This window comes from Clostridium sp. CM042, from assembly GCF_055080995.1.
Genome location: NZ_CM143646.1, coordinates 2,085,651 through 2,098,852, shown reverse-complemented (window position 1 = coordinate 2,098,852; position 13,202 = coordinate 2,085,651). Strand labels below are relative to the sequence as shown.

Sequence of the window (13,202 nt, the reverse complement as noted above, 5' to 3'; positions counted from 1 at the left end):
AGGTAAAATAAATGAATAAGGTTGTATCTTTAGAACAAGTTAGGCCACTACTTAAAGATGGAATGTCAATAATGATAGGTGGATTTTTAGCCTGTGGAACACCTGAAAAGATGATTGACCTACTAATAGAAACGAATGTTAAAGATTTAACTATAATAGCAAATGATACAAGCTATGTAGATAGAGGTATAGGAAGACTTATAGTAAACGGTCAAGTTAAAAAAGTCGTAGCTTCTCATATAGGAACAAATGCTGAAACTGGAAGACTTATGACAGAAGGGAAAATGGAAGTAGAACTTGTGCCACAAGGAACACTAATTGAAAGAATAAGATCAGCGGGAGCTGGCCTTGGTGGAGTGCTCACACCTACGGGGGTTGGTACTATGATAGAAGAAGGAAAACAAAAACTTACAATAGAAGGAAAAGAATATCTATTAGAGATCCCAATTAAAGCAGATTTAGCACTTGTTTATGCAAGCGCCGTAGATGAAATTGGAAATGCAGTTTATTATGGAACAACAAAAAACTTTAATCCAATTATAGCTACTGCTGCAGAAATCGTAATAGTAGAAGCTGGAAAGATTGTTAAAGTTGGAGAACTTGATCCAGATAATATTGTTACCCCATGTGTATTGGTTGATTATATTATAGGGGAGGCTAACTAATATGATTACAGATAGCAAGCTTGCAAAACAAATTATTGCAAAAAGAATTGGTAAAGAATTAAAAGACGGACAACTTGTTAATTTGGGCATAGGGCTTCCAACCTTAGTTACAAATTATATTCCAGAAGGTGTCCATGTTACCCTCCAATCAGAAAATGGAATGGTTGGAATGGGAGCTTCTCCAGCAAAAGGAGAAGAAAACAAGGATGTAACTAATGCAGGTGGCCAATTTACTACAATACTTCCTGGTGGAGCATACTTTGATACCGCAATGTCTTTCACTTTAATAAGGGGCGGACACGTTGATATGACAGTTCTTGGAGCATTAGAAGTAGACCAAGAAGGAAATTTAGCTAATTGGATTGTTCCAGGTAAAATGGTTCCAGGTATGGGCGGAGCAATGGATTTAGTAGTAGGAGCTAAAAAGGTTATTATTGCAATGCAACATACAGCTAAAGGAACTCCTAAAATATTAAAAAAATGTACACTACCTTTAACAGCAAAAGCACAAGTTAACCTTATAGTTACAGAACTCGGGGTAATGGAATTTACTGATAAAGGGCTTGTACTTATTGAAATTAATAAAGATACAACAGTTGAGGAAGTTAAATCACTTACTGAAGCTGAATTAATCATATCAAAAGATCTAAAAATAATGGATGTATAAGAGGAGGAATTTATTATGAACAAAGGATGTAAATACGGAACTCACAGGTCAATTGAACCAAAAGGTGCATTACCGCAACCAGCAACTAAAATATCAAATGATATGAATATATTTGATAATGAAATTTTAATTGATGTTCAGGCTTTAAACATAGATTCAGCGAGCTTTACTCAAATAGAGGAAGAAGCTGGACATGACATTGAAAAAATAAAATCTAAAATTATTGCAATTGTTGCTGAAAAAGGGAAAATGCAAAATCCTGTAACAGGTTCAGGTGGAATGCTTATTGGAACAGTTGAAAAAATAGGCGAAGATTTAAAAGGAACAACAGATCTTAAAGTTGGAGACAAAATCTCCACATTAGTTTCACTATCATTAACACCTTTAAAAATAGATGAAATTGTTGATATTAAACCAGATATCGATAGAGTTGAAATAAAAGGAAAAGCTATTTTATTTGAAAGTGGCTTATATGCAAAACTTCCAAAAGACATGAATGAAAATCTAGCATTAGCAGCGTTAGACGTTGCAGGAGCACCAGCTCAAGTTGCTAAACTTGTTAAACCAGGTCAATCAGTTCTTTTACTAGGCGCAGCAGGAAAATCAGGAATGATTTGCTCTTATGAAGCAGTTAAAAGAGTAGGACCAACAGGAAACGTTATAGGTCTTGTAAGAAATGAAGAAGAGAAAGCGAGATTAAAAAGATTAGGTCTAAAAATGCAAATAGTTATTGGAGATGCTAGAAACGCTATTGATGTAATGAACACTACTCTAGAGCACAACAATGGATGTGAAGTAGATGTAGCAATTAACATGGTTAATGTTCCAAATACTGAAATGTCATCAATTTTACCGGTAAAAGATGACGGAATAGTGTACTTCTTCTCAATGGCTACAAGCTTTACAAAAGCAGCACTTGGAGCTGAAGGTGTAGGTAAAGACGTTACTATGATCGTAGGAAATGGATACACTAAAGGACATGCTGAAATAACTCTTGAAGAGTTAAGAGAAAATGAAACATTAAGAAAAGTATTCGAAGAATTATACGTTTAATGACATTTCAGCTTCGAAGAAGATGATTTAATTGTGATTTAGAGAATACAATATAAAGCTATATTGTATTCTCTCTAAACCATAATAATATATCAACTACATATTAATAAATTAAAATTATTATACGCTGGAGGTACTAATATGAAAGTTAATAGAAGATTTGAATTATTTAAAGATGTAACAGATGAAGAGTGGAACGATTGGAAATGGCAGGTTAAAAATAGAATTGAAAACGTGGATCAACTTAAAAAATATATACCGTTAACGCAGGAGGAAGAAGAAGGAGCTAGGAAATGCGTTCAAACATTAAGAATGGCTATAACTCCTTATTACTTATCATTAATAGACCCTAATGATCCAAATGATCCAATAAGAAAACAAGCTATACCAACAGGGCTTGAATTACATCAGGCACATGCTGATTTATTGGACCCATTACATGAAGATTCAGATTCTCCAGTACCAGGGTTAACTCATAGATACCCAGATAGAGTATTACTATTAATAACTGATCAATGCTCAATGTACTGTAGACACTGTACAAGAAGAAGATTCGCAGGTCAAAGTGATAGTGCTATGCCAATGGAAAGAATAGATAAAGCAATCGAGTACATTAAAAATACTCCACAAATTAGAGATGTATTATTATCAGGCGGAGATGCTCTACTTGTTTCAGATGATAAATTAGAATATATAATTAAAAAATTAAGAGCAATTCCACACGTTGAAATAATAAGAATGGGTTCAAGGGTACCAGTAGTTCTACCACAAAGAATTACAAAAGAATTAGTTGATATGTTAAAGAAATATCACCCAGTTTGGTTAAACACTCACTTTAATCATCCAAATGAAATTACAGAAGAAGCAAAACTTGCATGTGAAAGGCTTTCAAATGCAGGAGTACCTCTAGGAAATCAATCGGTTCTTTTAAGAGGAGTTAATGACTGTGCACATATAATGATGGAGCTTGTACATGAGCTTGTTAAAATTAGAGTAAGACCATACTACATCTATCAATGTGATCTTTCAATGGGACTTGAACACTTTAGAACACCAGTATCTAAAGGAATAGAAATTATGGAAGCTTTAAGAGGCCATACTTCAGGATTCTGTGTTCCAACATTTGTTGTTGATGCTCCAGGTGGCGGTGGTAAAATACCAGTAATGCCAACTTATATTATTTCTCAAAGCCCTGAAAAAGTAGTACTTAGAAACTTTGAAGGAGTTATAACTACTTATGAACAACCAACTAGTTATACTTCAGATTGCAAATGTGAAGTTTGCGAAGGAAAGAAAAAGGTTCACAAAGTAGGAGTAGCAGGACTATTAAACGGTCAGCAAATGTCTATGGAACCAGCTGGACTTGAGAGAAATTTAAGAGGACATCACGAGTAAAATTAAGGACAGCATAAACAAACCAAGCATTTTCAATATGATTCAAAAATATGACAGTGTTTCTATCATAGGGATGAATAAAAATGTAGGAAAAACAACCACCTTAAATCATATATTGAGAGAAGCCAGAGGGGAAATATCCCTTGGGCTTACCTCTATAGGAAGAGACGGAGAAGAATTGGACCAGGTAACTGCCACTGAAAAACCTAAAATTTACATAGAAGAAGGAACTATAATTGCTACTGCAAAACAATGCTTATTAAATAGTGATATTACCAGGGAGATTTTAAAAACTACTGGTTTTAACACTCCTATGGGTGAAATAATTATATGCAGAGCGTTAAGTGACGGATATGTAGATTTAGGAGGTCCATCCGTAAATTCTTATATGACTTTAATATGTGATGATCTTAAAAGGTTTGGAAGTAAGCTTGTAATTGTGGATGGTGCCCTTAATAGAAAAACCTTCGCCTCTCCATCAATTACAAATGCTACAATTTTATCAACTGGAGCGGCGCTGTCAAAGAGTATGGCTAAGGTTATAGAAGAAACTAGTCATACTGTTAAATTACTATCATTAGAAAATGAAAAGAATGATGAAGTATTAAATCTCGCTAATGAAGTTTTACGCATTGGCAGGATAGGTATTATTCGCAAAGATAATACTATAAAAATGCTAGATGCAATTACAGCATTGGGATCTTCTAAGGAAATTGTTGAGTTCTTAGATGAAAATGCCTCCTATGTAGTTATTAAAGGGGTAGTTTCAGATAACCTACTAGAAGATATTATGACATCTACAAATAAGTATAAAGGTGTAATTTTCCTAGTTGAAGATGGAACAAAGCTCTTTTTAACTAGGGAAACCCTTTATAAATTTAAAAAGCAAGGTGGAATTATAAAAACAATAAATCCCATTAATATAGTATGTGTTACATCCAATCCAAAATCACCTTATGGGTATGAATTTGATAAGCATAAGTTTTTAGATGGGCTTAGGAATAAATTAAATATACCTGTATTTGATGTAATTGGAGGGGAGTAAGATGAAATTTTTAGATAAGCAGCAGAGGGATCAAATTGGTTTTTCTTTTGTTATGGATAAACTGGGGATAACTACTTCTTATGGGCTTGAGGAGAAAAAAAATATTAGACCATTTAAAGATTCAGAAATAAATGAATTAACCCATGAATTAAATAGTCTAGAAAATATGATTAAATCAATGAGAACTCATAGTCAAGAGTATAATGGAATAGGAAGAATATTTTGTAAACTAAAAGATATTAGAAATTCTATTAAAAGATGTAGTGAATCAGAAACATTAGATGAAGTTGAATTATATGAAATTAAATATTTTTCAATATTAGTAACAGATCTAAAAAATATCTTGGATAAATTACAGCTTGATATAGAAGAGGTTCATCTAAACTCTTTAGATGAGATTATCTCCCTCCTAGACCCACAGAAGAAGGGAATGTCTACTTTTTATGTTTATGATGAGTATTCTAAAACTTTGCAATATATAAGGGAAAAGAAAAAACAAAAGGAAAAAGAAATTTTTACTGTAAAAACCGAGGAAGAAGTAAATGGACTAAAGAAGCAAAGGTTAGATTTGGTTATAGAAGAGGAAGAGGAAGAACTAAGAATTAGAAAAGAGTTAACACTACAGATTTCTAAAGAAACTGAGATCATAAACCAAAATATAAAAGCCATAGGTATATTAGATTTTTTGATTGCCAAAGCGAATTTATCCATAGATTTTAATGGTTCTCGGCCAAAAATTTGTGAAGAAATGAAGATTAATCTTGATGAAGGCTTTAATCCTGAAATAAAAGAAATATTAGAAAAAGGTAAAAAGGTATTTACCCCAGTTACTATAGATCTAATTGGTGGTACAACTATTATAACTGGTGCTAATATGGGTGGTAAAAGTGTTACCCTTAAGACTATTGTTCTGAATTTACTGCTTGGACAAATGGGTTTTTTTGTATTTGCAAAAAAAGCACAATTCCCAATTCTTAATTTTATTCATTTTGTTTCAGATGATATGCAGTCCATATCCAAAGGCTTAAGTACATTTGGTGCAGAAATAATAAAGTTAAAAGAAGTGGTAGAGTCTGCAAAAATAGGAAATGGATTTATAGCTCTAGATGAGTTTGCAAGAGGTACTAATCCAAAAGAAGGATACTATCTTATGAAATCTCTTTCTAAATACTTAACTAAATTTCAATCAATAAGCTTAATTTCAACTCATTACGACGGAGTAGTTGAGGATAATATGGAACATTATCAAGTAATGGGACTTAAAAATGTAGACTTTGATGCGTTAAAGTATAAGATAGATTTAAATAAAACTCATTCCGTTGAAATAATACAACAACATATGAATTATAAGCTAGAGAAGGTTTCAAAAGAAAACGAAGTACCAAAAGATGCACTTAATATAGCGGTATTACTAGGCCTTGAAAAGGAAATAGTGGATATAGCAAAAGGGTTTTATAATGAGGAGGAATAATATGGAAAGCAAATTAAATATGAATTGGGATGTTGTTGAAAAAGCTAGACAATCAGCTAAAAACATAGCAAAAGATACTCAAGAATTTATTGACGTACATACTACAGTAACAGTAGAAAGAACTGTGTGTAGACTTTTAGGTATTGATGGGGTAGATGAAGTTGGAGTACCAATTCCGAATGTAGTAGTAGATAATATTAAAAATGGTAATGGATTAGCACTTGGTGCTTCGATGTTTATAGGAAATGCTATGGTTGAAACTGGTCTTTCACCACAAGAAGTTGCTGAGAAAGTAGCAAAAGGTGAAATAGATTTAACTAAAATTCCTATGCATGAAGAATTCGAAATAAAAATGGCTGTAGATAAAGTAGCTAAAGAAATGGTTGCTAAAATCAAAGAAAATAGAGGTAAAAGAGAATCATACCTTGAAAAATTTGGAGATAAGAGTGGCCCATACCTTTATGTAATAGTAGCTACAGGTAATATTTATGAAGATATAATCCAAGCAAAAGCAGCTGCAAAGCAAGGTGCAGATGTAATAGCCGTAATAAGAAGTACAGGACAAAGCTTACTTGACTTCGTTCCATACGGAGCTACAACAGAAGGTACTGGAGGAACTCTTGCAACACAAGAAAACTTCAGACTTATGAGAGCAGCCCTTGATGAAGTTGGAGAAGGGTTGGGAAGATATATAAGACTTTGTAATTACTGCTCTGGATTATGTATGCCTGAAATAGCTGCTATGGGAGCGATAGAAAGATTAGACGTAATGCTCAATGACGCTCTATACGGAATACTTTTCCGCGATATCAATATGCAAAGAACTATAGTTGACCAATATTTCTCAAGAGTAATAAACGGATTTGCTGGAGTTATTATAAACACTGGAGAAGATAATTATTTAACTACTGCAGATGCAGTAGAAGAAGCTCATACTGTGCTTGCTTCACAATTTATAAATGAACAATTTGCATTAGTTGCTGGAATTCCAGAAGAACAAATGGGACTTGGCCATGCGTTTGAAATAAGTCCAGATGTTGAAAATGGATTTGTATTTGAATTAGCACAAGCACAAATGGCAAGAGAAATCTTCCCGAAAGCTCCACTCAAATATATGCCTCCAACTAAGTTTAAGACTGGGGATATATTTAAAGGACAAGTACAAGATGCATTATTTAACATGGTTACTATTATGACAGGACAAAAATTACATCTTCTTGGAATGCTTACAGAAGCAATACACACTCCATTTATGTCAGATAGAGCGTTATCAATAGACAATGCTCAATATATATTTAGAACTATGAAGGATTTAGGATCAGAAATCACCTTCAAAAAAGGTGGCATGATGGAAACAAGAGTTGATGAAGTATTAAATAAAGCAACAGATTTAATTGGAGAAATTGAAAAAGAAGGTTTATTCAGTACAATACAGCAAGGAAAATTTGCAGGAATTAAGAGACCTTATACTGGTGGAAAAGGACTTGCAGGAGTTGTAGAAAAAGAAAAAGCTTACTTTAACCCATTTATAGATTTAATGTTAGGGGGAAATAAATAATGAGTGAAGGACAATATTCATTAGAAGTTAAAGAGTATGATCAAAATTTGGATTTAACAAAGATTAAACCCTATGGAGATACTATGAATGATGGTAAGGTTCAAGTGAGCCTTACACTTCCAGTAGAAGATAATGAAAGAGGAGTAGAGGCAGCACTTCAACTTGCTAAATCTATGGGACTTGAAAATCCAAACTGTGCTCATCATGCATCTTTAGATAAAGAATTTTCTTTTTATGTTATTTATGGTTCATTATCGCATACTGTAAACTATGAAGAAATTCATGTTCAAACTGTAGAGTGTGACGTAATGGATATGAAAGAAATTGGAGAATATATAAAAGAAAACATTAAACGTGACGTTGTAATAATTGGAGCTAGTACAGGAACAGATGCCCATACAGTTGGTATAGATGCTGTAATGAACATGAAGGGTTTTGCAGGACACTATGGTCTTGAGAGATACCCTATGATAGAAGCTTTAAACTTAGGAAGCCAAGTTGAAAATGAAGAATTTATCAAAAAAGCTATAGAACTTAAGGCTGATGTTCTTCTAGTTTCTCAAACAGTAACTCAAAAGGATGTACACATCGGAAACCTTACAAATCTAGTAGAATTATTAGAAGCAGAAGGAATTAGAGATAAAGTTATATTAATTTGTGGAGGCCCAAGAATAACACACGAACTTGCGAAAGAACTTGGATACGATGCAGGCTTTGGACCTGGTAAATTTGCTGGAGACGTAGCAAGTTTTGCTGTTACGGAAATGGTTGAGAGAGGTTTAATTTAATAAATTTATATTGAAAAAATAGGGGGTACAGCTTTAAATGATTTATTTAATCATTTAAAGCTGTACCCCCTTAGTTGTTATAATAAAAACTTCCTAGAAAAGGAATAATCCTAACCCAATAATAATACCTGAGTATAATAAGTCAATTACACAAAAACCCATTACGTCCTTAGCGTTAAGTCCAGCAATTCCAAGAGCAGGTAATGCCCAAAAAGGTTGAATCATATTAGTCCATGCATCTCCCCAAGCAATAGCCATAGCAGTTTTCGCAGCAGGTACGCCTAAAGCAGCACCAGCAGGCATCATAATAGGAGCTTGAACAGCCCATTGACCACCGCCAGATGGTATAAAGAAGTTAACAAGTCCTGCACTTAAAAAAGTGAAGAGTGGGAAGGTATGTTGATTAGATATACTAACGAAAGAAGTAGACATAACCCCTGCAAGAGAAACTCCAGCAGCACTTGTACCTACCATCATCCCCATAATACCTGCGTAGAATGGAAATTGAAGTATAATTCCAGCAGCGCCTTTGGCAGCGTCTGTAATTGCATTAACAAATCTTCTAGGAGTTCCATGAAGAGCAACTCCTAGGAATAAGAAAATGGCATTAACAATATTAAGATCGAGGCTACCACCTTTAATAAAATAGTAAACAATATAAGTAAAGCCCATAACTGCTAATATCATTGAGATAAGAGTGCTATTCTCAAGTTTATCAGCAGGAGTCATTGCTTCTTTAGATATTATAACTACTGGTTCCTCCACCAAAAGCTTTGGATCTATAGTAACAGTATGCTCCGTGTCGGGATGCATAGCTTTGTTTATAAGAGGCAATGTTATTAAGAGTACAGCTAATATAATTAAATTATAACCTGAAAACAATGTAGCACTAGTTGGTATAGGGGAAGTAACAGCACCTGCAGTAGCTTTTACAACTTCAGGACCACCTCCAGCAACTACTAGTGGTATAGAACCAGAAAGGCCAGCATGCCATACTAAAAAGCCTGAATAAGCAGAAGCTATTAAAAGCCTATAATCTACACCTTTAACTTCTTTAGCTAATTCCTTAGCAAAAATAGCACCGATAACTAGACCAAAGCCCCAGTTAATCCAACAAGCTATAGTAGAAATAAGTGTAACCAAAATAATTGCTTGACTTGGTGATTTAGGTATTTTTGCAAGAGTCTTAAGACCCTTTTTAAAAGAGGGTGCATTGGCAAGAGCGTGGCCTGTAACTAATACTAATGCCATTTGCATTGAAAAAGCAAGTAATGTCCACAAACCTTTGCTCCAATGAATAGTCATAGCTAAAGGGCTTTGTCCAGTAAGCACTACGCTTAAAATTAATACAAAGAATGTTAAGAGTACAGCAAATATGAATGGATCTGGTAAAAATTTTTGGACAAGATTAACGCAACCATTTGTAAATTTTTTAAACACTTTGATTCCTCCTTACTAATTATATAAATTTAAACTATAATGTAAATTTACAATGCTTCTTTATAATAATATTCTATATTATGCAAAAAAAGTACCTGTAGAATAGACGCTTTTTCCAACGTGTCTATTCTACAGGTACCAATATAATCTTAAAATGAATTTTTTTTGACCATTTTGGGACAATATCTTAGCTATTAGGATAAAAACATTAATCCTAGTCCAATAATAACACCTGAGTATAATAAGTCAATTATACAGAAGCCCATTACGTCTTTAGCACCGAGCCCAGCAATTCCAAGAGCAGGTAATGCCCAGAAAGGTTGAATCATGTTAGTCCATGCATCTCCCCATGAAATAGCCATAGCAGTTTTTGCAGCAGGCACACCTAAAGCTGCACCAGCGGGCATCATAATAGGAGCTTGTACAGCCCATTGTCCACCACCAGATGGTACAAAGAAGTTAACAAGTCCTGCGCTTAGGAAAGTAAATAGTGGGAAGGTATGTTGATTAGATATACTAACAAAAGAAGTAGACATAACCCCTGCGAGAGAAATCCCACTAGCGCTTGTACCGACCATCATCCCCATAATACCTGCGTAGAATGGGAATTGAAGTATAATTCCAGCAGTTCCTTTAGCAGCGGCTGTAATTGCGTTAACAAACCTTATAGGAGTTCCATGAAGAGCAATTCCTAGGAACAAGAAGATAGCATTAACAATATTTAAATCAAGACTACCACCTTTAACAAAATAATAAATAATATAACTAAAGCCCATAATTACTAATAATATTGAGATAATAGAGCTATTCTCAAGTTTATCAGCAGGAGTCATATTTTCTTTATCTATTATAATCTCTGGTTCTTCTACCAAAAGCTTTGGATTTATAGTAACTGTATTATCCTTGTTAGGATGCATAGCTTTGTTTATAAGCGGCAAGGTTACTAAAAGTATACCTAATATGATTAAATTATAACCTGAAAACAATGTAGCACTGGTTGGTATAGGTGAAGTAATAACACCTGCAGTAGCTTTTACAACTTCAGGACCACCTGTAGCAACTACTAGTGGTATAGAACCAGAAAGACCGGCATGCCATACTAAAAAGCCGGAATAAGCAGAAGCTATTAAAAGCCTATAATCTACACCTTTAACTTCTTTAGCTAATTCCTTAGCAAAAATAGCTCCGATAACTAGACCAAAGCCCCAGTTAATCCAGCAAGCTATAGTAGAAATAATTGTAACAAGAATAATTGCTTGAGCTGGTGATTTAGGGATTTTTGCAAGAGTTTTAAGACCTTTTTTAAAAGATGGTGCATTGGCAAGTGCATGGCCTGTAACTAATACCAGCGCCATTTGCATTGAAAAAGCGAGGAGCGTCCACAAACCCTTACTCCAGTGAATAGTCATAGCTAATGGTCCTTGACCAGTAAATACCATCCCTAAAATTAATACTAGAAAGGTAAGGATTACAGCGAATATGAATGGGTCTGGCAAATACTTTTGGACAAGATTAACACAACCATTTGTAAATTTTTTAAACATTTTTATTCCTCCCGTTTTATTATGTGAATTTGATCTATACAAGAAAACATATTTATGATTGTTTGTGAAAAAAATATTAATATGTACTCCAAAATTATACATGACATCATATAATAAGTCAAAAAAGGAGAAATATATTTTTGTGAGTGTAAGGTTTATATACAAAGGAGTTGGCAAAAAAAATAGGTGTGGTATTTTATTCGTTAAAACCTGCAACATTTTTATAAAATTTTCATATAATAGTATTATAGAAAAATTTAGGAGGGTAAAATTTGCAAACCCTAAGAATAGGCTCAAGGGGAACATCGGTAATGGAAATACAAGCACTACTTAATAAATTAGGTTATGATGTGGGAGCAATAGACGGGATTTACGGAACTAAAACGGCACAGGCAGTATTGATGTTCCAAAGATATTTTGGTTTAGAACCTACAGGCGTAGTAAACGAGGATACTTATAAACTTATGAATAGATTTTTAATGGGTTATGATACTTATAGAATTAGACCGGGTGATACAATATACATTATAGCAAGGAAGTACTTTGTGACCGTAGCAAGTATAATTACTGCAAATCCTCAAATAAATCCTAATAACTTGCAAGTTGGAGAGGTGATCATAGTTCCATATTCATTGGATGTGGTTTATACAAATATTGATTACACTTATGATATTATGAAAAAGGATTTAGAAGGACTAAAGGCTAGATATCCATTTATTGAAGTTTCAAGTGGAGGCAAGAGTGAGCTTGGAAAAGAACTTTATTATGTGAAACTCGGAAATGGACCTAATAAAGTTTTTTATAATGGATCTCATCATGCTATTGAATGGATAACTACGGTGCTTTTAATGAAGTTTATTGAAAACTTTTCTAAAGCCTATGCGACAGGTGAAAATATAGAAGGGTATAGTGCCTTAGACATATGGAATAAAAGTACAATATACATTATGCCTATGGTAAATCCAGATGGAGTTGACTTAGTGCTTAATGGTTTAGAGAGAAGTAACCCATACTACAATGATTTAATTAAGTGGAATAATGGGAGTTCTGATTTTTCTAAAACATGGAGTGCTAATATTCGCGGTGTAGACCTTAATCATAACTATGATGCTATGTGGCAAAAATCAAAGGATGCAGAAAAAAGCTATGGAGTATATGGACCGGGGCCTACAAGATATTCGGGTACTTCGCCAGAATCAGAATCAGAGTCTAAGGCTGTAGCAGACTTTACAAGAAAAAATAATTTTAGATTAGTAATAGCGTATCACAGTCAAGGGGAGGTAATATACTGGAATTTCCAAAATTTGGCTAGCGCGGAAGCTAGAAAAATAGGAGAGATATTTTCCGGGTTAAGTGGTTATGAGCTAGGTGAACCCTATGGAATTACAAGCTATGCAGGATACAAGGACTGGTTTATAAAAAAATATAGGAGACCGGGTTATACCATTGAGGTTGGACTTGGAAAAAACCCTCTTCCAATAAGTCAGTTTAATAAAATTTATATAGATAACATTAAAGTTTTATTAGAAGGAGCATTAATTTAGATATCTAAAAGAAAAAGCTCTTAGACCACAAA

General features: G+C 33.9%; 11 protein-coding genes. 9 read left to right on the top strand and 2 right to left on the bottom strand.

Annotation, left to right across the window (positions count from 1 at the left end; all coding sequences use genetic code 11):
* The first annotated feature begins 11 nt into the window (after positions 1–11).
* From atoD to kamE, 8 genes are all read left to right on the top strand, one after another.
* Positions 12–665, top strand: coding sequence for an acetate CoA-transferase subunit alpha (gene atoD / locus ACWJJ7_RS09895; RefSeq protein WP_462961984.1), 654 nt, complete (start codon positions 12–14; stop codon positions 663–665).
* A gap of 1 nt (position 666) precedes the next feature.
* Complete coding sequence (locus ACWJJ7_RS09890) at positions 667–1,332, top strand: 3-oxoacid CoA-transferase subunit B (protein ID WP_462961983.1); 666 nt, start codon at positions 667–669, stop codon at positions 1,330–1,332.
* 15 nt (positions 1,333–1,347) lie between these two features.
* On the top strand, positions 1,348–2,385 hold the full coding sequence (gene kdd, locus ACWJJ7_RS09885; RefSeq protein ID WP_462961982.1) for an L-erythro-3,5-diaminohexanoate dehydrogenase: 1,038 nt from the start codon (positions 1,348–1,350) through the stop codon (positions 2,383–2,385).
* Positions 2,386–2,526: 141 nt separating this feature from the next.
* Positions 2,527–3,780: a lysine 2,3-aminomutase gene (kamA, locus tag ACWJJ7_RS09880; protein ID WP_462961981.1), complete on the top strand. Its 1,254-nt coding sequence runs from the start codon at positions 2,527–2,529 to the stop codon at positions 3,778–3,780.
* Between the two features lie 37 nt (positions 3,781–3,817).
* A complete protein-coding gene (kamB, locus tag ACWJJ7_RS09875; protein ID WP_462961980.1) occupies positions 3,818–4,825 on the top strand; it encodes a lysine 5,6-aminomutase reactivase subunit KamB in 1,008 nt (335 codons plus the stop codon).
* 1 nt (position 4,826) lies between these two features.
* Positions 4,827–6,296 (top strand): lysine 5,6-aminomutase reactivase ATPase KamC, encoded by a 1,470-nt coding sequence (gene kamC / locus ACWJJ7_RS09870; protein ID WP_462961979.1) that lies wholly within the window; start codon positions 4,827–4,829, stop codon positions 6,294–6,296.
* A gap of 1 nt (position 6,297) precedes the next feature.
* The gene (gene kamD / locus ACWJJ7_RS09865; RefSeq protein WP_462961978.1) at positions 6,298–7,854 is read left to right on the top strand and encodes a lysine 5,6-aminomutase subunit alpha; all 1,557 of its coding nucleotides are present in this window, start codon (positions 6,298–6,300) and stop codon (positions 7,852–7,854) included.
* A complete protein-coding gene (kamE, locus tag ACWJJ7_RS09860) occupies positions 7,854–8,642 on the top strand; it encodes a lysine 5,6-aminomutase subunit beta (RefSeq protein WP_462961977.1) in 789 nt (262 codons plus the stop codon). The genes kamD and kamE overlap by 1 nt, the downstream gene beginning before the upstream one ends.
* Before the next feature lie 93 nt (positions 8,643–8,735).
* Here kamE and ACWJJ7_RS09855 read toward each other — a convergent pair whose 3' ends face one another.
* On the bottom strand, positions 8,736–10,082 hold the full coding sequence (locus ACWJJ7_RS09855) for a TIGR00366 family protein (RefSeq protein ID WP_462961976.1): 1,347 nt from the start codon (positions 10,080–10,082) through the stop codon (positions 8,736–8,738).
* Between the two features lie 194 nt (positions 10,083–10,276).
* A complete protein-coding gene (locus tag ACWJJ7_RS09850) occupies positions 10,277–11,626 on the bottom strand; it encodes a TIGR00366 family protein (RefSeq protein ID WP_462961975.1) in 1,350 nt (449 codons plus the stop codon).
* Positions 11,627–11,898: 272 nt separating this feature from the next.
* Between ACWJJ7_RS09850 and ACWJJ7_RS09845 the strand changes: the two genes are divergently transcribed.
* On the top strand, positions 11,899–13,170 hold the full coding sequence (locus ACWJJ7_RS09845) for a M14 family zinc carboxypeptidase (RefSeq protein ID WP_462961974.1): 1,272 nt from the start codon (positions 11,899–11,901) through the stop codon (positions 13,168–13,170).
* The last annotated feature ends 32 nt before the right edge of the window (positions 13,171–13,202 follow it).